This is a genomic window from Pseudomonas sp. KU26590 (assembly GCF_026153515.1).
In the GTDB taxonomy this organism is placed as follows: domain Bacteria; phylum Pseudomonadota; class Gammaproteobacteria; order Pseudomonadales; family Pseudomonadaceae; genus Aquipseudomonas.
The window spans coordinates 2,292,731-2,314,486 of the sequence record NZ_CP110644.1; the positions used below are offsets into that span (position 1 = coordinate 2,292,731).

Sequence of the window (21,756 nt, forward strand, 5' to 3'; positions counted from 1 at the left end):
CATGAGCATTCCAAGCGGCGGCGTATCATCGGGCGATTCAGGGGCGTACACCGACCTCAATCGTCTGACGGCCATGAAGACCGGTGATCGCGACAGCGAGGGCAACCTCAAGAAAGTCGCGCAGGAATTCGAGTCGCTGTTCGTCAGCCAGATGCTCAAGGCCATGCGTTCGGCCAACGAAGTGCTGGCCAAGGACAACCCGATGAACACCGCGGCGACGCGGCAGTATCAGGACATGTATGACCAGCAATTGTCGGTGAGCATGTCCCGCGAAGGCGGCGGTATTGGTCTGCAGGACGTGCTCATGCGTCAGCTGTCGAAAAACAAGGGCACTGAAGTCGCGCCGGCCAGCACCGGGCTTGTGTCCGGCGGCAAAGCGGATCTCAAGACCGACGCCAAGGCGGATGCCCCCGCGCAGACCGGCCTGGCCACGCGCATCGCTCAGCGTCCGCTGTGGGCCACCCGTTCGGTGACTGCGCCCGCCGCAACCGACGGCACGCCACACAACGACGTCGCCGCGCTGAATTCCCGTCGCCTGTCGCTGCCGAGCAAGCTCAGCGACCGCATCCTGGCCGGCATCGTGCCGAACACTGCCACAACCCCCGCTGCAGGCCAGGACGCGAGCGCCAGCGCAACCACACTGAAGAACCGCATTGCCGTCTCCAGTGCCGTGGCCGCCGCGAAAAGCGCCGGTCAGCAGGACAATGGCGACTGGACCGTCGGGCCGCAGTACGCCGCCGACGCCGACGCTTATGTGCGCAGCCGCGTGCAGACGCCGCTGGCGCCGGGCAAGAGCGCATTCGCCAACCGTGACGATTTTGTCGCCACGATGATGCCACTGGCCAAGGATGCTGCCGCGCGCATTGGCGTCGACCCCAGCGTGCTCGTCGCACAGGCCGCGCTGGAAACTGGCTGGGGCAAATCGATCATGCGTCAGTCCGATGGCGGCAGCAGCCACAACCTGTTCGGCATCAAGGCCCAGGGTGGCTGGAAAGGGCCGGAAGCCCGCGCCATCACCAGCGAGTTCCGCGACGGCAAGATGGTCAAGGAAACCGCGGATTTCCGTGCCTACGACTCGTACGCCAGCAGCTTCCACGACTTGGTGAGCTTCCTGCAGAACAACAATCGCTATCAAGAAACCCTGAAATCCGCCGATAACCCGGAACAGTTTGTGAAAGAGCTGCAGAAGGCCGGATACGCAACTGACCCGTCCTATGCCAGCAAGATTTCTCAGATAGCGAAACAGATGAAGAGTTACCAGACCTACGCATCCGCCTCGGGCTCTTCCACGACTTTATAAGGTTTGAACCATGTCACTGATCTCAATCGGGCTTTCGGGACTCACCGCCAGCAGCGCAGCATTGACGACGATCGGCAACAACACTGCCAACGTCGACACGCAGGGCTACTCGCGTCAGCAAGTGATGACCACCGCCGGGGCTCAGCAGAACATCGGTGTCGGTTTCATCGGCACCGGTACGACGTTGTCCGACGTGCGCCGCATCTACAACGGCTACCTCGATAACCAATTGCAGACCAGCACATCGCTCAACGCCGACGCCACCGCGTACCTGAGCCAGGCCAGCAAGCTCGACTCGATGCTGTCTGACAGCTCGACCGGCGTGAGCACTGTGCTGGCGAAGTTTTTCACTGACCTGAGCGCCCTGGCCGCCGGGCCGACCGACACGGCTGCCCGTACGACGTTTCTGACCAGTGCATCGGCGCTGGCCGGTCAGTTCAATACCATCTCGGCGCAGATGAAGGACCAGAACGCCAGCATCAATACCCAGCTGACCACGGCAGCAGGGCAGGTGAATGCACTGGCGTCGTCCATTGCCACCCTCAACAAGCAGATCACCGAGGCGCAGTCTTCCGGCGGTCAGCCCAATACGCTGCTCGATTCGCGCACCGAGGCGGTACGCCAGCTCAACGAACTGGTCGGCGCCAAGGTCGTTGAAACCAACGGCAGCTATGACGTCTATATCGGTACCGGCCAGCCGCTGGTCACCGGCACCACCGCCAACACACTGAGCGCAGCGCCCAGTGACAGCGACCCCAGCGTGTATGCGCTGAAACTGAAATATCAGAACAGCGTCGTCGATGTTTCAAGCGTGGTGACCGGCGGCTCGCTGGGCGGGCTGCTGCGTTATCGCAGCGACGTGCTGCAGCCAGCCGCCAGCGAACTGGGCCGTCTGGCGGTGGTCGCTTCCGATCAGATCAACACTCAGCTCAACCAGGGCGTGGACGCCAACGGCGACTTCGGCACCAACCTGTTCACCAGCGTCAATGACCCGAGCCTGACCAGCCAGCGCAGCCTTGCCAACACGACCAACGATCAGTCTTCGGGCAACTTCGCGGTGTCCATTGCCAACAGCGGCGCGCTGCAGACCAACGACTATCAGGTGACCTTCACCGATGCCAGCGGCCAGTACAGCGTCAAGCGTCTGCCGGACGGCAAGGACATGGGTTCGTACAACACCAGCGCCACCACCGCGCCGGTCATCGACGGGTTCTCGCTGAAATTCAACGGCACCTCCACCGAGGGTGACAGCTTCAAGATCAGCCCGACCAAGACCGGTGCCGACGGCATCAAGGTCGTGATGACCGACCCGAAAGACATCGCCTCGGCCAGTCCGCTGACCGGCAGCGCTCTCGTAAGTAAAGGCTCGGGGACGTTCACCCAGCCCGTGTTGTCGACCCAGGCCGACATCTACAACCCGACCGCGACGGCCGATCTGCGTAACGCGCTCACGGCTTCGACGCCGATGCGTTTGCTCATGGGCGATGTCACCAATGGTGCTCAGGCCTATTCGCTGGTCGATGCACAGGGCGCGGAGGTCAAAGACAAATCCGGTAATGCGATCAAGGGTTCAATTGTTCAAGGCCAGTCCAACGACATCAGTCTGGAAGTGGGTTACACCGATTCTTCGGGTGCTGCGCAGTCGTTCAAGTTCGGCATGACCCTCGCCGGAAAGGCCAACAGCGGCGATACCTACAGCATTGCCATGACCGGCGCCGGGTCCCTGGACAACCGCAACGCGACCTCGGTCGGTACCCTGCAGACCAAACAGACCCTCGACAGCGCAGCCGGCAATGGCACGGGCATGAGCCTGAGCGGTGCCAACGCCAACATGATCACCACGGTCGGCAGCAAGGCGGCCCAGGCCAAGAATGACACCACGGCGACCAGCGCCGTGCTGACCCAGGCGAAGAGCGCGCGCGACAGCGTTTCCGGTGTGTCGCTGGACGAAGAAGCCGCTAACCTGGTCAAGTATCAGCAGTACTACACCGCTTCTTCGCAGATCATCAAAGCGGCTCAAGCCATCTTCAGCACGCTGATCAACAGCCTGTAAGGAATCGTAATCCATGCGCATCTCAACGACCCAGTTTTACGAAACCAGCGCCTCGAACTACTCGCGCAGCTACGCCAACGTCACCAAGACCGGTGATGAAGTGGCCAGCCAGGTCAAGCTCAACACCGCCGGCGACGACCCGGTCGGCGCTGGCCGCGTGCTGCAGTTGCAGCAGCAAGGCACGATGCTCAATCAGTTCAAATCCAACATCGATACGATCAATACCGGCGTCGTGCAGACCGAGACCGCCTTGACCTCCATCACCTCGGCAATTCAGCGCGCCCAGGAATTGGTACTGGGGGCGGCGAACACCTCGTTCACCGACAAGGACCGCCAGGCCAACGCCTCCGAGCTCAAGGAGTTGCAGGGGCAAATTCTCGGACTGATGAACAGCCAGGACGCCGACGGCACCTATCTGTTCTCCGGGTCCAAGGGCACCACCGCGCCATACGCTGTCAGTTCCGACGGCACCTACAGCTACCAGGGCGACCAGACGCGCAACCTGCTGGCCGTCAGCAGCGGCATTTCCATGGCCAGCAACACCACCGGCTGGGATGCGTTCGAAACAGCGACCAACACCACGCGCACCTCGACGACCCTGGTCGCGGGCGCTGATGACGGCGTGATTTCGTTGTCCGGCGGCAGCGTCAGCAATGCCGCCACCTACGACACCAGTTTCACCGCCGGCCAGCCGTACAAGATCTCCTTCACCAGCAGCACGGCGTACACGATCCTCGACAAGAACAACCAGGATGTGACGGGCGAGGCGACGTCTACCGGCAAGTTTGCGTCCACCAGCTCGGCGAACCAGCCCATCACCTTCCGTGGTCTGGAACTGAACCTGAACATCAACCTGACCAAGGATCAGTACGCAGACGCCACGGCTGCAGACGCGGCAGTGAAGGGCCACACCTTCGAACTGGGCGTCTCCCCGAGTACCGTGAGCACCTCGCGGCTGCCGGCCAACACCTCGACCGACGTGATCACCAGCTCGGTGGTCACCGACCAGGCCGCGTTCGACAAAACCTTCCCGTCGGGCGGCGCTGTCGTGCGCTTTACCGATGCCACCACCTTCAATCTGTACGCGGCGCCTTATGACGCAGCGACCAGCAAGCCGGTGTCCACCGGCACGCTGAGCGGCAACACGGCGACGGCCTCCGGCGTGACGTTCACGTTCAGCGGCTCGCCACCGGCAATGGCGGCAGGTGATCAGTTCACCGCGCAGTCTTCGACCCAGCAAAGCCAGAACGTGCTGAACACCTTGTCCAAGGTCATCACCGCGCTCAATGGCAAGGTCGATGGCGACCCGGTTGCCCAGCAGAAACTGCAGGCCACCATGACGTCCACCATCGGTAACCTGAAAAGTGCGGCGGAGCAGATCATCGGTGCAACCAGCGAAGGCGGTGCACGGGCCAAGACGGCGACCGAACAGGGCGTGACCAACCAGACCATGATCGACAACGGCACCACCGAATCGGGCACGATTACCGCGTCCGACCCGGTCGATGCCATCGCCCGTCTGACCCTGCAGAAAACCATGCTGCAAGCCTCGCAGCTGGTGTTCACCCAGCTGTCCGCGCTGAACCTCTTCAGCAAGTTGTAATCGGCCCAGCGGAGGGCGGCGCCTGACCAGCAGGTGTCGCCACCGTTGAGCGTCAACCGTATTGTCAGCGGTTATGCCGATCCTTTCCCAGGGGACCGGCGCCGCTCGTGAGTCCCGCCCGTGAATTCAGCTCCCCTCGTCAGCCTCGTCATTCCCGCCTACAACCCGCGCTTTTTCCAGCGAGCCCTGCTGGACGCACTGGCCCAGACCTATCGGCCCCTTGAAGTGGTGGTCTGCGACGACAGCCAGACCGACGAAATCCAGCGCATCGTCGAAACATACCTCGACTCAAGCGCGGTTACCCTGCGTTACGTGCGCAACCCCAAGCGTCAGGGATTCGTCGGCAACCTGCTGGTGTGCCTGGACGAGGCGCAGGGCGAATACATCAAGTTTTTCTGCGATGACGATCGCCTGTTTCCGGCGGCCGTCGCGCGTCAGGCCAGCGTGCTCATCGAACATGAAGACGTCAGCCTGGTGCTGGCGCAGCGTTATTTCTGCGATCCCCAGGACATTCAGTTGCCGGTGCGCATCGAGAATGCGCCGCTGGCTGAATCCAGCTCGGTGTTCTACGGCGCGGACCTGCTCTCGGTATTCGATATTTCACCGACCAACTTTCTCGGCGGGCTCAGCAGCTCATTGATGCGTCGCAGCGACGTGCAGGTGATTCTGCCGGCGCTCCGCGAAGTCGGCGACGGCTTCACCGCGCTGATGGATTTCGTGCTCTACGTTTGCCTGCTCAAGCGCGGCAACATGGTCATGCTCAACGACGTGCTCAGCGCCGAGCGCCTGCACCCGGACCGCTTGAGCCGCCAGCAGTGGGTCAAGGACCTGATCACCGACGAGCGTCAATGGCTGGGCAAGATGCTCAAGGCGCGGACCGGCGAAAACGCTCCCGAATACGGCTGGGTTCGCTTCGTGCCGCTGACCGAGGCGCTGGAGCAGCCTCGCGTCTGGCAAGAGCTGCCGCTCAGCCGGATGCTCGGTGATCGTCAAGCCTCATTGCCGTGGCGGGTCGGCACCGACAGCGAAAGCTTTGCCGAGCTGTACCAGCAGTGGTTGAGCTTCCGCACCCTGTTTGGCGCCGATCGGCTGCGCGTAGCGGATAACGTCGCCACTTGGCCGTCGCAGCCGAAGATGGTCGCGGTGGTGCTCGACGAACACGCCAGCACCGCCGGGGTGGCGCTGACCCTGGCCAGTCTCGACGCGCAGTTGTATGCCGCTGAATTGACCCTGGTGCTGTCCAGTGCCTGCGAAGCGCCCGTGCTGGATGGCCGCGTGTTCACCTTGCCGCTGCAGCCCGACTGGCTGGCGCAACTCAATGACCTGTTGCCCCAGCTTGATCGCGGCGATTGGTGCTACCTGCTGCGGGCGGGGGACCGGCTCACCGATTGTGCGTTGCTGATCCTCGCCGAACGCGCGGCCCACTCGCCGGACGTGCTGTGCCTTTACGGCGACGAAGGCGCGCTGCATGAAGGCGAATCCGCCGAGCCGGTGTTTCGCCCCGACTTCAACCTCGACCTGCTGCGCAGTTATCCCTACGTCGGCCGGGTGCTGGCGTTTCAGATCGACGCGCTGGTCAGGGTCGGTGGTTTCGATTCCGCTTACGGCGAACTCGCGCCCCACGACGCGATCTGGCGCCTGACCGAAACCCACGGCGTGGTGGTTCAGCACGTTTCGGAAATCCTCGTCGAGTCGCAGTTCCCGTTTCAGGCGTGGCTGGCGCTGCCAGAGGTCATGGCGCAAAACGCCCCGGTGCTCGGCGCGCATCTGCAGCGCATGGGCATCGCTCATCAGCTGCACGAGGTGCAAGGGCAGTGGCTCAATCACGTGGATTACCTGAGTGACGAGCGTCCGCTGGTGTCGATCATCGTCGTCCATCAGGACCAGTTGGCGGCGTTGCAGCGCTGCGTCGAGTCGCTGCTGTCTAAAACCACTTACGATCACTTCGAAGTGCTGATCGTCGACTGCGCCAGTCAACATCCGGAAGCTCGGTCCTGGCTGGCGGACATGCAGCAGATCGGCGGCGACAAGCTGCGCGTGCTGCATTACGAAGGGCAGGGCAACGGCGCCGACGTGCGCAATTTCGCCGCTGCCCACGCGCGGGGCGAGCACCTGCTGATGCTCAGTATTTATGCAGTTGTTGCCGACTCCACGTGGCTGGGCGAACTGGTCAATCACGCGCGGCGGGACGAAGTGGGCGTGGTCGGCGCGAAGCTGTTCACCCCCGAAGGCTACATCCTCCAGGCCGGGCTGATTCTCGGTTACCACGGCCCGGCCGGCCCTGCGTTTTTTGGCGAGCCACTGCACGCCTCCGGTCATCTGTTGCGGTTGCAGGCGGCCCAGGACCTGAGCGCGGTAGGCGGTCACTGCCTGTTGGTGCGCCGCGCCTTGTTCGAGCAGCTCGGCGGCCTGAACAGCACCGAGTTCAGCGGCAGCCTGAGCGAAGTGGATTTTTGCCTGCGGGTGAGGGAGTCCGGCCATTTGGTGGTCTGGGCACCGCGTGCCGTGCTGGCAATCGGCGCCTCGACACCGGCGGAACAGGTGCGCGATAAACAATCCCAGGTTGACGATCAGCACGCCTTCTACAAACGCTGGCTGCCGATCCTCGCCCGTGACCCGGCCTACAACCCCAATCTGCGCCTGACCGGTTCGTTCTACAGCCTGGAACCGGGCCTTAAAAAAGGCTGGAATCCCTATTCATCGCGGCGTCTGCCGAATGTGCTGGCAATCCCGGTCAACAGCACGGCGGTGGGTCACTACCGCGTGTCCCAGCCGTTTCTGGAGCTGGAGGCCGACGGCCGGATCGGAGGGAGGATGAGCTACGACCTGCCATCGATCATTGATCTGGAGCGTCAGTCGCCGGACGTGATTATCGTGCAGTGCCGCTACAGTCAGAATTCCATTGATCAGGTCGCCAGCCTCAAGGCGTACTCCAACGCCCGGCGCATTTACGAGCTGGACGACTACGTGATCAGCGTGCCGAAAAAGAACGGCCACTTGCGCAGCATGCCGGGGAACATGGAAGCGATGGTGCGTCTGGGCACCAGCCTGTGTGATCGGGTGGTGGTCTCGACCGTGACGCTGGCCGATGCGCTGTCGGGGATGCACCACGACATCCGCGTTGTTCCGAACATGCTCGCTTCGCAGCTCTGGACCGGCCTGCGCAGCCAGCGCCGCACCTCGAAAAAGCCTCGGGTTGGTTGGGGCGGCGGGACCAGCCATGCCGGCGATCTGGAAATCATCGCTGAGGTGGTGCGCGAACTGGCCGATGAGGTCGAGTGGGTGTTCTTCGGCATGTGCCCTGCGTCGCTGCGCCCGTACGTGCACGAGTTTCATCCGTCAGTGGGCTTGCTGGCCTATCCGGCCAAACTGGCGGCGTTGAACCTCGACCTCGCGCTGGCGCCGCTGGAGCACCACATCTTCAACGACTGCAAAAGCAACCTGCGGCTGCTGGAATACGGGGCCTGCGGCTACCCGGTGATCTGCACCGACACCCGGGCTTACGACGGTTACCTGCCGTGCACCCGCGTGATGACCAACAGCACCGCCGAATGGCTGGACGCGATCCGCATGCACCTGGCCGACCCGGACGCCAGCTACCGCATGGGCGATGAGCTGAAAGAAGTGGTCATGCGCGACTACGTCCTGCGCGGCGACAACCTTCAACACTGGGTCAACGGCTGGCTGGCGGATTAAGCCTGCGTTTTCCGGCTGGTGCTTGCGGTGTGACACATGACGCCTTCCCGGCTAAAGCCGGTCCTACCTATCGCGCGCGGTGTGACTGTAGGACCGGCTTCAGCCGGGAAGTGGCGAGTGCGTGCGGGGCAAGCATTCATGATGCGCCGCTGATCGGTGTAGGAGCGCGCTTGCCCGCGAAGAGGCCAGTACATCCGACGCATATTGATCGTCTGTGCCTACGCCTTCGCGGGCAAGCGCGCTCCTACATTGGGTTTGCAGGGTCTTACTACTCGCGATTGTATGGACGATCCTACAGACCTCATACCCGCCGCCCATTCTCCGTGTCTGTTTCCCGGCTAAAGCCGGTCCTACATCCGCGTTCACCCAATATCACTGACTGCACACGCTGCTTTCGTGGGACCGGCTTCAGCCGGGAAGTGGCGAGTGCGTGCGACGCAAGCATTCATGATGCGGCGCTGATCGGTGTAGGAGCGCGCTTGCCCGCGAAGAGGCCAGTACATCCGACGCATATTGATCGTCTGTGCCTACGCCTTCGCGGGCAAGCGCGCTCCTACATTGGGTTTGAAGGGTCTTACTACTCGCGATTGTATGGACGATCCTACAGACCTCATACCCGCCGCTGATTCCCCTGGCTGCTTCCCGGCTAAAGCCGGTCCTGCATCCGCGTTCACCCAATATCACTGACTGCACACGCTGCTTTCGTGGGACCGGCTTCAGCCGGGAAGGGGCGAGTGCGTGCGACGCAAGCATTCATGATGCGGCGCTGATCGGTGTAGGAGCGCGCTTGCCCGCGAAGAGGCCAGTACATCCGACGCATATTGATCGTCTGTGCCTACGCCTTCGCGGGCAAGCGCGCTCCTACATTGGGTTTGCAGGGTCTTACTACTCGCGATTGTATGGACGATCCGTAGGAGCCGGCTTGCTGGCGAACGCGGTTGTTCAGTCACTGCCGCGCTGCCTGGTCCAACGCATTCGCCAGCAAGCCGGCTCAGACCTCATACCCGCCGCCCATTCTCCGTGTCTGCTGCCCGGCTAAAGCCGGTCCTACATCCGCGTTCACCCAATATCACTGACTGCACACGCTGCTTTCGTGGGACTGGCTTTAGCCGGGAAGAGGCCCGCATGTTCGCCCTCAATTTTGCGGTGTGACGCCTGACGCCTTCCCGGCCAAAGCCAGTCGCACCAATCGCGCGGGGTCCCTCAATCCAGAGTTGGCGTGCTTCCTGCTTCGTCTCCCCGATATCGCCATTGATCATCTTTTTGACGCTTGGCCGCATCACAGGGAAAACGTAATGCACCGTCCTCCATCTACGGGAAACACCATGCCGCTCGATGCCCAACTGACTCTTGTGGTTCTCACCCATGACCGGCCTGCACGCCTGCGCCGGACATTGCAGTACTACAGTTCGTTGGCGGCCCACGTGCTGGTGCTGGATGCTTCGCTGCAATCAGCCGCAGACATCGCCGCGCTGTTCCCGCAGGTGGATTACCGCCACGTGCCGCAGTTCGCCGAGACCGGGGTTCAGAGCAGGATCGCCCATGGCGTGACCCAGGTGGCCACGCCGTTCATGGCGTTCGTGGGCGACGGAGACTTTCTGATGCATGACGCGCTGGCCCAGTCGGTGGAGTTCCTCGCCACCCACCCGGACTACGGCCTGTGCCACGGCTATTGCCTGATGTACCAAGCCCACGGCGACAAGGTCGAATACTTCCGTCGCGACAAAAAGGGCCAGGAAGACTTCGCCGCCGACAACAGCGACGAGCGCGTCCTGAGCTTCATGGACCACTACATTCCGCCGTTCTACGCCGTCACCCGCACGGCGTTGCTGCAACAGTGGTTTGGCGCACTGCCCCAAGGCATCAGCGGCGAACTGCAGGAGTTCGGTCACGCGTATTTCCTGCTCTCGGCCGCCAAGGCGCGGATCCTGCCGATCCCCTACGTGGTCCGCGAGCTCAACCACCGGCTCTCCGACCGCCCGACGCACATGCTGAAAAAGCTGAGTGACAGCGATCCGTCAGCCGTCCTCGAACGCCACGAATTCGCCGGTTTTCTGGCAGATCTGACCACGGCCGCTGGCGACCTGAATGCAGCCGACGGCACTGAGCAGGTCAAAAGGGCCTATTCCAGCCTTCAAGACTGTCTGGAAGATCAGCGCTCCCTGGGCCTGACCAGCATCGTGCTGTCGCGTTGGAATGACGTGTTCAAACCCGCGGACCGCCAGTTCGGTCCCCGGCAGTTCGTGGAAATGCCGTTTTACAACCAGGCCTTTTTCGATGTGCTGACCGAGATCGAGTTTCTGATCCACGCGCTGCCAGCGGGCAAGCTGCAAATGGAACAGCTCGAGGGCACCTGGGTTCAGCACGAAGTGCTGCTGCGCGCCCACGGCAACGACAACCCCGAAACCATCGCCAACCGCATGTGGGAAGCGATGGCGCTGAACATTTTCAACCCGCACATCGTCGAGCCCCTCGCCGGTCTGATGGCACGTCAGGGCGATCCCGAAGAGGCCGCGCAGATGTCGCGCTGGCTGGAGCGCTTGAACTCGGTCCATCGCCAAGACCATCGCGTGACCCTGGCCGACATGCCATCGGGCCAGCTGTTGCAGTGGCTGAACGCACGTCAGCCGAGCCCGGGCGATGCACAGGCCGTCCTCAACCGCATCGACAGTCTTGGCGGCGGGCCGCAGTTCGGCATTCTGCTGCTGGACCTTAACGATGACATGAACAAACTGCAGGTCACCCTGGACAGCCTGGTCGAAGGCCACTGCAAGACCTTCAAGGTCGTGGTGTTCACCACTGGCGAGCCACCGGCGGCGACCAGTGCGCAAAACACCCTGCATTTCGTCAAAGTCAGCAAGAGCAACTGGGTTGACAAGGTCAACCAGATCGCCCGCCAATCGACCTGCAACTGGCTGATGCTGGCCGAAGTGGGCGATGCCTTCACAGAAGGCGGGCTGTTGCGCGCGTCGCTGGAACTGCAGGCCGCGCCTGAGTGCCGTGCGGTGTTCGCCGATGAAGTTCAACGGGAGGCCAGTGGTGCGCTGACCCATGTCATGCGCCCGGGCTTCAACCTCGACCTGCTGCTGAGCAACCCGACGCTGATGTCCCGTCACTGGCTGGTCCGCCGCGACGTGCTGGTCGAGGCCGGCGGTTATTCCGCCGACTTCGCCCAGGCCGCCGAATTCGAACTGCTGCTGCGCATCATCGAGCAGGGCGGCATGGGCTGGCTGGCCCATCTGGACGAGCCACTGCTGATCACCGACGCGCAACCGCTGGAAGAAAACCCCCAGCAACGTCTGGCCCTGACCCGCCACTTGAGCAATCGGGGCTTCAAGGCCCAGATCAGTCCGGCGGCACCCGGCGCGTGGCGCATCGACTACCGCCACATCCAGCGCCCGCTGGTGTCGATCCTCGTGCATGGCGTTGACGACCTGCCGGTGCTGCAGCGTTGCCTGGCCAGTGTCCTGCTGCGCACCCGCTACGCGAACTATGAAGTGCTGATCGCGGACGATCACAGCGTGTCGGCAGACCTCAGCGAATGGCTGGGCCGCCAGCACAAAGGCCGCGTGCGCGTGATTGCCATGGATCAACCGTTGAGTCAGTCCGCGCTGATCAACGCGCTGCGCGAACAGGCCACCGGCGAATACCTGGCGCTGCTCTCGGCCCACGGCGAAGTCATCAGCCCGAACTGGATCGACGCTTTGCTCAATCAGGCGATGCGCCCGGAAGTCGGCGTGGTCGGTGCCAAGTTGATTGAGCGCGACGGCACGGTCAGCCAGGCGGGGTTGATTCTCGGCATGAACGGCGGTGTCGGTTCCGCGTTTGTCGGCGAAGCAAAAGACGCCGCCGGTTACATGAGCCGTTTGCTGCTGGACCAGAATTATTCGGCGGTGTCCGACGCCTGCCTGATGGTCCGCTCGGCGCTGTTTGACGACGTCGGCGGTATGGATCAAGGGTATTTCTCCGACGCTTTCGCCGATGTGGACCTGTGCCTGAAAGTGGCCCAGGCCGGCTACCTGACGGTGTGGACGCCTTACGTGCAGCTGGTGCATCCGGGTTCGTTGCCCGATGCGCCACAGACGCTGGCCGCGCTGCAAAACAAATGGTCCGGGGCGTTCGCCCAAGACCTGGCGTACAACAAGAATCTGCAACTGAACGGCAAGGGCTTCACCCTCGCTCAGGCCGACGGTTCCAGTTGGGCCGAGCTGCTCGCTTAAAGCCTCCGGGTTAAAGGACTACGTCATGTTCAACGGCAAATCAGTCTTCATCTCAGGGGCGACCGGCTCGTTCGGTCGCATGTTCATCCGCACGCTGCTGGCGCGTTATCAGCCCCGGCGCGTGGTGGTGTTTTCCCGCGATGAACTCAAGCAGTACGAAATGCAGCAGGAATTCAACGCCCCGTGCATGCGCTATTTCCTCGGTGACGTGCGCGATGCCGATCGCTTGCAGCAGGGCATGCGCGGCATCGATTACGTGGTTCACGCAGCGGCGCTCAAGCATGTGCCGGCGGCGGAATACAACCCGACCGAGTTCATCCGCACCAACGTCAATGGTGCAGAAAACATCATCTCTGCGGCCATCGCCAACGGCGTGAAGAAGGTCGTGGCGCTGTCGACCGACAAGGCCGCCAGCCCGATCAACCTGTACGGCGCCACCAAGCTGCTGTCGGACAAACTGTTCGTCGCCGCCAACAACATCGTCGGTGACGAGCAGACGCGGTTTTCAGTGGTGCGCTACGGCAACGTCGCCGGCTCCCGGGGCTCCATCGTGCCGTTTTTCAACAAGCTGCTGGCCGGCGGCGCGGCTGAATTGCCGATCACCGATCCGCGCATGACGCGGTTCTGGATCACCCTCGACCATGGCGTGGATTTCGTCATGCAGAGCTTCGAGCGCATGCACGGCGGCGAAGTGTTCGTGCCGAAGATTCCGTCGGTGCGCATCGTCGATCTGGCCCAGGCCATGGCCCCCGACCTGCCGCACAAGATCGTCGGCATTCGTCCCGGCGAGAAACTGCACGAGCTGATGGTCCCTCAGGACGACGCGCGCATGACCCTGGAATTCGACGACCACTACACCATCGTGCCGTCGATCCGCTTCAACAACGTTGACACCGACTTTGCCGTTGACGCAACGGGCGCGCAGGGCAAAGCGGTTCACGACGAGTTCGAATACCGCTCCGACACCAACCCGGATTTCCTGTCGATCCGCCAGATCGGCGAGCTCCACGCTGACGTCCGGCCATGATTCCTTACGGCAGGCAGAGCGTTGATCAGGCCGATATCGACGCCGTCGTCGAGGTGCTCAAGTCCGACTGGCTGACCCAGGGCCCGACCCTGGAGCGCTTCGAAGCTGCCCTGGCCGAGCGCTGCGAAGCGAGTTTCGCTGTGGCGGTGTGCAACGCCACGGCGGCGCTGCATATTGCCTGTCTGGCGGCCGGACTGGGGCAGGGCGACTGGCTGTGGACCAGCCCGAATACGTTTCTGGCCTCCGCCAACTGCGGGCGCTATTGCGGCGCCGATGTGGATTTTGTCGACATCGATCCGCTGACCTGGAACCTCGACACCAACGCCCTGGCGCGAAAACTTGAAGCGGCCGAATCGACCGGTAGGCTGCCCAAGGTGCTGGTCGCGGTAGCGTTTTCCGGCCAGAGCTGCGACATGCGCGCCATCGGCGAGCTGGCCCGGCGATACGGTTTTGTGGTCATCGAAGATGCCTCCCACGCGGTCGGTGCGCATTACGCCGGACGCCCGGTGGGGTGTGGCGAATTCGCCGACATGACGGTGTTCAGCTTTCATCCGGTAAAGATCGTGACCACCGGCGAGGGCGGCATGGTGCTGACCCATCGGCCTGAACTGGCTGAGCACTTGCGCCGTTTACGCAGCCACGGCATGACCCGTGATCCGGCGCAGATGGACGAGCCGAGCCAAGGCCCCTGGTATTACCAGCAAGTCGAACTGGGCTTCAATTACCGCATGACCGACATGCAGGCGGCGCTGGGGCTTTCGCAACTGGGCAAGCTGGACGGTTTTCTTGAACGGCGGCGCGAGCTGGTGGCGCGCTATCACACGCTGCTGGCCGACCTGCCGTTGACCTTGCCGACAACCCAGGCCGAAGCCGAGTCGGCGTGGCACTTGTATGTCGTCCGCGTGCAGACCGACCTGCTTGCGGTGAGCCATCTCCAGGTGTTTGAAGGGTTGCGTGCAGCAGGCATTGGCGTGAACGTGCATTACATCCCGGTGCATCTGCAGCCCTATTACCGCGACCTGGGCTTCAAGCCAGGTGATTTCCCCGAGGCCGAAGCCTATTACGCCCAGGCCATCAGCCTGCCGATTTACCCGGCAATGACCGATGCGCAGCAGGATTACGTCGTTGAACAGCTTCACCGTTTGCTCGGCGAAACGAGCCCGGCGGCCATTTGATGCGAGCGAACCAATGACAGGCCCACGAGCATGAGCGCCGTCGCCATCATCCCTGCACGGGGCGGTAGTCAGCGCATCCCACGCAAGAACATCAAGCTGTTCAACGGCGAGCCGATGATCGCCCACTCCATTCGTGCCGCGTTGGCGAGCGGGGTGTTCGATCAGGTTGTCGTCAGCACCGACGATGAAGAAATCGCCGACGTCGCCCGTGCCCAGGGCGCTGAGGTGCCGTTCATGCGCCCGGCGAATCTGGCTGATGCCTTCACCGGCACGGCGGCGGTGATTCAGCACGCGCTTGGTGCTCTAGACGCCCTCGACCGATCCTTTGATTACGCCTGCTGCATTTACGCCACTGCGCCGCTGTTGCAGGCGCGTTATCTGCGTCAGGGCCTGGAAGCACTCGACGCGGCGCCGGAAAAATCCTATGGGTTTTCGGTGTGCAGCTTCGGCTTCCCGGTGCAGCGTGCGCTGTTGATCGACAGCGACGGCAGCCTGAGCGCCATGCACCCGGAATTTCGCAGCGTGCGTTCCCAGGATCTGCCCGTCGCGTATCAGGACGCCGGCCAGTTCTACTGGGGCCGCAGCGACGCTTGGCGGCGCGGCGACACGGTGTTTTCCGAACTGAGCTTGCCGGTGATTCTGCCCCGGCATCTGGTGCAGGACATCGACAGCCCGGAAGACTGGCTGCGCGCGGAATACCTTTACGCCGCGCTCAAGGCCGGCGGGGAACTGCAATGATGCGCGTGCTGATTCGTGCTGACGCGTCCGTGACCATCGGCAGCGGCCACATCGCCCGCTGCCTGACGCTGGCCAACACGCTGCGCACCGACGGCGCCGATGTGCGCTTTGCCTGCCGCGAACTGCCGGGCCATTTGCTCCAGCGGCTGGCGGATCAGGGCTACGTCACCTATGCGCTGCCCGCACGCTATGACGCTGATGAAGATCAGGACATCGAAGCGGCGTTGCCGTGGCAGGCGGACCTGTCTGCCTTGGCCGAAGAGATTGAGGATGAGCCCCAGTTTGACTGGCTGATCGTTGATCATTACGGGCTGGATGCGCGCTGGGAAACGGCGGCGCGCGGTCTCGCTGATCGGGTGATGGCCATCGACGATCTGGCCAACCGGTCCCATGGGGTCGAGGTGTTGCTGGACCAGAATTACAGCGCCCATGCACTGGACGAGCCTTATGCCGCCTGGGTCGGGCCTGAGTGCCAGACCTTTCTGGGGCCGCGCTTTGCGCTGCTGCGCGACGAGTTTCAGTGCGAGCCCATCGCGATCAATCCACGTGTCGAGCGGGTACTGGTCAATTTTGGTGGCTTCGATGCGGCCGGTCAGGTGTACGCCACGATGCTGGCGCTTGAAGGCTTCAATGATCTGCAGGTGGACTTCGTCGCCGGTCTGCACAACCCCCACTGGCAGGCGATGAGCGATCTCGCCGCCTCTCGACCTGGGTGGCATTTGCACACGCTGACCGGTGATTTTTTCGCGCTGATGCAGGCGGCCGATCTGTTTATTGGCGCCGGCGGCGGCACCACCTGGGAACGTGCGGCGCTGGGGTTGCCGACGATCTGTATTTCGGTGGCGAACAATCAGCAGCTCAATGCGCAGTTGCTGGCCGAGGCGGGCGTGCATCTGTACCTCGGGCCACACGTACAACTTGAGCCCGGGCGTTTGCGTGATGCGATCGGGCAGCTCTGCGGTGATGCGGTTTTACGCCGGTCGTTTGCCGAACACTCGAGGTTGTTGGTGGATGGCCGTGGTGCCCGGCGAATCGCTGATGCCTTGGCGGCGCCGGCCGACACAGGCAGCCCCGAGACAGACAGCCCCGACAAAGTCGCAACGGGGCAGGGCGCATGAGCCGCTGCCCGTTTCTATTTTTACGGACCGGCCTTGTGCCGGCCGACGTCAATGCAGCGAGTGAGCAACGATGAATTCTTTCAAGATCGGTTCGCGAACCATCGGCCCCGACGCGCCGCCGTTCATCATTGCCGAGATGAGCGGCAACCATAATCAGTCGCTGGATCAGGCATTGCGCATCGTCGAGGCCGCGGCCAGGGCCGGCGCCCATGCCCTCAAGCTGCAAACCTACACCGCCGACACCATGACCCTGGACATCGCCGAGGGCGAGTTCTTCATCAAAGACCCCAACAGCTTGTGGGCCGGGACTTCGCTGTATGCGTTGTATGAACAGGCGCATACGCCGTGGGAGTGGCACGCGCCGATCTTCGCCCGAGCCAAGGAATTGGGGCTGCTGGCATTTTCGACGCCTTTCGACGAGACCGCCGTGGACTTTCTTGAAAGCCTCGACGTGCCGGCCTACAAGATTGCCAGCTTTGAAAACACCGACATCCCGCTGATCCGCAAAGTGGCGGCCACCGGCAAACCGATGATTATTTCCACCGGCATGGCCAGCATCGCCGAGCTGGACGAAAGCGTGCGCGCGGCGCGGGCCGCTGGATGCAAGGACCTGGTGCTGCTGAAATGCACCAGCACCTACCCGGCGACACCGGCCAACAGCCACGTGCGCACGATTCCGCACCTGGCCGGGTTGTTCGGCTGCCAGGTGGGCTTGTCCGATCACACCATGGGCGTTGGCGTGTCGGTGGCAGCGGTGGCCATGGGTGCGACGGTCATCGAAAAGCACTTCACCCTGGACCGCGCCGACGGCGGGGTCGACGCCAGTTTTTCCCTGGAACCGGCGGAAATGGCCAGCCTGGTGATCGAAACCGAACGCGCCTGGCAAGGCATGGGCCACGTGCAATACGGCGCCACCGAAGCCGAGCAGAAATCGTTGCAATACCGCCGATCGTTATACGTGGTGCGGGACATCGCCGAGGGCGAGGCTTTCAGCACCGACAACATCCGCGCCATCCGCCCCGGCCTAGGCCTGGCGCCCAAACACATCGACGCTGTATTGGGACGCAAGGCCCGCCACGCGCTGAAACGCGGGACTGCGTTGAGTTGGGACGTGGTGGGTTAGGCAAATACGGGACCGGCCTTAGCCGCGAATTGGCTGTGAACGCGAATGTGGGACCGGCTTTAGCCGCGAATTGGATGTGAACGCAAATGTGGGACCGGCTTTAGCCGGGAAGACGGCATACGCTGCACCGCAAAATTGTCGACGCACACAAGGGCCTCTTTTCCCGGCTGAAGCCGGTCCCACTAAAACAACGCGTGCAGTCAGTGATATTGGATGTGAACGCGAATGTGGGACCGGCTTTAGCCGGGAAGGCGGCATACGCTGCACCGCAAAATTGTCGTCGCGCACCAGGGCCTCTTCCCGGTGAAGCCGGTCCCACTAAAACAACGCGTGCAGTCAGTGATATTGGATGTGAACGCAAATGTGGGACCGGCTTTAGCCGGGAAGACGGCACTCGTCACGCCGCAAAATTGTCGACGCACGCAAGGGCCTCTTCCCGGCTGAAGCCGGTCCCACTAAAACAGCGCGTGCAGTCAGTGATATTGGGTGTAAGCGCGAATGTGGGACCGGCTTTAGCCGGGAAGACGGCATACGCTACACCGCAAAATTGTCGTCGCGCACCAAGGCCTCTTCCCGGCTGAAGCCGGTCCCACTGAAGCCTCGCAGATGTTCAACCACCCGCCACAATCCCGTGACATCTTCATGTCAATTGCCTGTCTGACCGGCGATCTGATGTTGCGCAGCACCTGTCGGTCAGCTAAAAGCTTGTAAAACTTTTGGTGACCTATGGGTCATAACGGGCATCTTCACTGTATCGTGTTGGCGGGCCGTGACGTCGTCGGGCTGATGCCAGAGCGATTCTGGTGTCGCCACAACGTTCCCGTCGCCCCTTTTTCAGGCGTCAAGCCCCGGATTTTCAACGCCCCGCCTAACCGCGCCGGGTGATGTTCAGCAGTTTTTTATTGGGAAGCCATGATGATTGGCATCAAGAGCATAGCGAGTTATGTGCCCACAGCCGGCGTCGACAATTACGCCCAGGGTGCCAAATTCGGAAAGGATGAAGACTTCATCCTTGGCAAGATCGGTTCTGCGTTTCTGCCGCGCAAAGACGACACTCAGGAAACCTCGGACCTGTGCGTCGAAGCGGTCAACCAGCTGTTCGCCAACAACCCCGGGCTGTCGCGGGACGCCATCGACGTACTGATCGTCGTCACCCAGAACGGCGACGAAGAAGGCCTGCCGCACACGGCCGCCATCGTCCAGCACAAACTCGGCCTGCCGACCCACATCGCCGCGTTCGACATTTCCCTTGGCTGCTCGGGCTACGTCTACGGCATCTATGCGCTGAAAGGCTTCATGGAAGCGACCGGCCTGAAAAACGGCCTGCTGGTCACCGCCGACCCGTATTCCAAGATCGTCAACCCGGAAGACCGCAACACCACCATGCTCTTCGGCGACGCCGCCACCGCCACCTGGATGGGCGACGACGCGCCCTGGCAGCTGGGTAAATGCAAATTCGGCACTGATGGTTCGGGCGCAGAGTTTCTCAAGACCACCGACGGCGCGTTCTACATGAACGGGCGTCAGGTCTTTAACTTCGCGCTGGTCAAAGTGCCTGCGCACCTCAACGAGTTGCTCGAAGACTCCGGCCTGCAATCCTCCGACGTCGATGCGTTCTGCATCCACCAAGGCAGCGCGGCTATCGTCGATGCGGTCGCCCGTCGGTTCGAGGACGGCAAGTCGCCGGAGAAATTCCTCAAGGACATGCTCGAGACCGGCAACACGGTGTCGTCCAGCATTCCGCTGCTGCTGGAAAAACACGTCATGAACGCCACGTGGAAACGCATTGCGGTCAGCGGTTTCGGCGTGGGCTTGTCGTGGGGCTCGGCGATCCTTTATCGTCCCTGACATCGCGTCACCGGGCTGCCCTCAGCCTGCACAACGGCGACGCTGATTTTTCAGGTCGCCGTTGTGCTTTCTGCACCTCTCACGGGAACGCCGTGCCGAACCGAAAGGACTGCCGTCATGGGCGAGATTCTCCAGCACAACCTCGCCGTGATCGAACAGCGCTGGCCCGACGTGGCCCAGCGATTGCGCGCCGAAAACGTTGAAACCATTCCTGCGCAGTTGATCGAAGGACGACAATCAACCCTCAGCATTGGCGGCATCCAGCTCACCAGCCGCCATGATCGCCTTGCCGAAGCACAAACCCAGGCACAAAGCCTCCCCGCCAACAGCCCCGTCGTGCATCTTTACGGCACCGCCCTCGGTGATCTGCAGCGGGTATTGCTGGCCGAACATTCCCTGCAAACGCTGCACGTCCATATCCTCAATGGCGCGCTGTTCGCCCTGGTGCTCCAACTGCTGGAACAGGATGACTGGCTGTCCGACCCCCGCGTGAACCTCGCGTACGCCGATGCCCGCAGCGAGATTCAGCTGCCATTCTTTGCGTTGCCGGCCGAACTGGTGCTGGCCGACGACAGCAGCGCGCGGATCCGCGATCGGCTGGTCAGCGAAGTGCATGTCGATTTCAACAATCAGGCGTTCGCCGCCGACACTCCCGACAACGCGCGCCTGCTGGAACAGGGCAGGGCGCTGCTGCAACACGATACCGACGTCGCGTCGCTGTTCGGCACTCAGCAGGGGTGCGACGTGTTCGTCATCGCGACGGGGCCAAGTCTTCAACAGCATTTGCCGCGCCTCTTGAGCACATCAAACAGCGCCAACCGGCCGCTGATCATCTGCGTCGACACCGCCTACGTGCCCCTGCGCAACCAGGGCATCACCCCGGATGTGGTGGTGAGCATCGATCACCGCATCACCCCGCGGCATCTACCCACCGAGGGTTCGGCACACATCGCGCTGGTCTATGTGCCGGGCCAGGACGCCGGGATGCTGGAGGCATGGCAAGGCCCGCGCTACGTCGGCTATTCCACCAGCCCGCTGTATGCCCGGCTGCGGGAGCAGATTCCCAAGGCCACCCTGCACGTGGGCGGCAGCGTCATTCATCCCGCCGTCGATCTCGCTGTCAAAATGGGCGCCGCGCGGGTCACCCTGTTCGGCGCCGACTTCGCCTTCCCCGGCGGCAAGACCCACACCGGCTGGCACGATGGCGATCTGGGCCCTGCCCTGAGTATCGCCAAACACTGGGTGCGCGACGGCCGGGGCAACAAGGTCAAGACGCAGCTCAATTTCCGCAGCTACCTCATCGAACTCGAACGTTTCATCGCCCGCCACCCAGAGGTCACGTTCCTCAACACCAGCCGCGACGGTGCGCTCATCACCGGCGCCGACTTCGACCCGGACTGGACCGCGCCATGACCCTGCCTGAACACGTCGTAGAAGAAGCCCGCGAGTGCGCCAAGCTGTTTCGCCTGGGCCGCGATATTGAAGGCGCGCTGAAGATGGTCGAGCTGATCGATCGGTCGCTGCCGCTGATGGAAGGGGTGTCTGCCGAGAGACAGGCTGAATGGGGCAGGGTATTGAGTGCGATTCTGGCGTGCCAGGAGCGGCAGGACTGGTTGGGGGTAGCGGATTGGCTGGAAGTTGAGTTTATTGAAGTCTGAGACTTTCCTGTTACGGGAAAGTGAGAGAAATCTCCTACATTAGTTTCAGTTTGATCTGAATCAAGCGGCCCGCGTGGGCCTTTTTTTTCGGTTTTTTTAATGTTCAGTCCCTTTAATAACTTAGCTGTTTTATTACCCTGCAACTGTCGTGGTGGCGCAGCCTGCGTGCGTTGTTTGTTATTAAAGCCACTCTGCAG

13 protein-coding genes are annotated in these 21,756 nt (G+C 62.4%); all 13 read left to right on the forward strand.

Annotated elements, in window-relative coordinates; genetic code table 11:
* Window position 1: 1 nt before the first annotated feature.
* The 13 genes from flgJ to OKW98_RS10315 all read left to right on the forward strand — a co-directional run bounded on the left by flgJ (window position 2) and on the right by OKW98_RS10315 (window position 21,559).
* Entirely contained in the window at window positions 2-1,300 is a 1,299-nt protein-coding gene (gene flgJ, locus OKW98_RS10255) for a flagellar assembly peptidoglycan hydrolase FlgJ (protein WP_265389044.1), read from the forward strand.
* Between the two features lie 10 nt (window positions 1,301-1,310).
* The gene (gene flgK, locus OKW98_RS10260; RefSeq protein ID WP_265389045.1) at window positions 1,311-3,353 is read left to right on the forward strand and encodes a flagellar hook-associated protein FlgK; all 2,043 of its coding nucleotides are present in this window, start codon (window positions 1,311-1,313) and stop codon (window positions 3,351-3,353) included.
* A gap of 13 nt (window positions 3,354-3,366) precedes the next feature.
* Window positions 3,367-4,956 (forward strand): flagellar hook-associated protein 3, encoded by a 1,590-nt coding sequence (locus tag OKW98_RS10265; protein ID WP_265389046.1) that lies wholly within the window; start codon window positions 3,367-3,369, stop codon window positions 4,954-4,956.
* 120 nt (window positions 4,957-5,076) lie between these two features.
* A complete protein-coding gene (locus OKW98_RS10270) occupies window positions 5,077-8,652 on the forward strand; it encodes a glycosyltransferase (RefSeq protein WP_265389047.1) in 3,576 nt (1,191 codons plus the stop codon).
* A 1,325-nt stretch (window positions 8,653-9,977) separates the two neighbouring features.
* Complete coding sequence (locus OKW98_RS10275; RefSeq protein ID WP_265389048.1) at window positions 9,978-12,872, forward strand: glycosyltransferase family 2 protein; 2,895 nt, start codon at window positions 9,978-9,980, stop codon at window positions 12,870-12,872.
* Between the two features lie 25 nt (window positions 12,873-12,897).
* A complete protein-coding gene (gene pseB / locus OKW98_RS10280; protein ID WP_265389049.1) occupies window positions 12,898-13,899 on the forward strand; it encodes a UDP-N-acetylglucosamine 4,6-dehydratase (inverting) in 1,002 nt (333 codons plus the stop codon).
* Entirely contained in the window at window positions 13,896-15,074 is a 1,179-nt protein-coding gene (gene pseC / locus OKW98_RS10285; protein WP_265389050.1) for a UDP-4-amino-4,6-dideoxy-N-acetyl-beta-L-altrosamine transaminase, read from the forward strand. The genes pseB and pseC overlap by 4 nt, the downstream gene beginning before the upstream one ends.
* A gap of 30 nt (window positions 15,075-15,104) precedes the next feature.
* Entirely contained in the window at window positions 15,105-15,812 is a 708-nt protein-coding gene (pseF, locus tag OKW98_RS10290) for a pseudaminic acid cytidylyltransferase (RefSeq protein WP_265389051.1), read from the forward strand.
* Entirely contained in the window at window positions 15,809-16,930 is a 1,122-nt protein-coding gene (gene pseG / locus OKW98_RS10295) for a UDP-2,4-diacetamido-2,4,6-trideoxy-beta-L-altropyranose hydrolase (protein WP_265389052.1), read from the forward strand. The genes pseF and pseG overlap by 4 nt, the downstream gene beginning before the upstream one ends.
* Before the next feature lie 70 nt (window positions 16,931-17,000).
* Window positions 17,001-18,053, forward strand: a complete 1,053-nt coding sequence (gene pseI / locus OKW98_RS10300) for a pseudaminic acid synthase (protein WP_265389053.1) — start codon at window positions 17,001-17,003, stop codon at window positions 18,051-18,053.
* Between the two features lie 915 nt (window positions 18,054-18,968).
* Entirely contained in the window at window positions 18,969-19,901 is a 933-nt protein-coding gene (locus OKW98_RS10305) for a ketoacyl-ACP synthase III (protein ID WP_265389054.1), read from the forward strand.
* Between the two features lie 117 nt (window positions 19,902-20,018).
* Window positions 20,019-21,314 carry a motility associated factor glycosyltransferase family protein gene (locus OKW98_RS10310; protein ID WP_265389055.1) on the forward strand — a complete coding sequence of 432 codons (1,296 nt, stop codon included), beginning with the start codon at window positions 20,019-20,021 and terminating at the stop codon, window positions 21,312-21,314.
* The gene (locus OKW98_RS10315) at window positions 21,311-21,559 is read left to right on the forward strand and encodes a hypothetical protein (protein WP_265389056.1); all 249 of its coding nucleotides are present in this window, start codon (window positions 21,311-21,313) and stop codon (window positions 21,557-21,559) included. Before OKW98_RS10310 ends, OKW98_RS10315 begins: the two co-directional genes overlap by 4 nt.
* Window positions 21,560-21,756 lie beyond the last annotated feature (197 nt).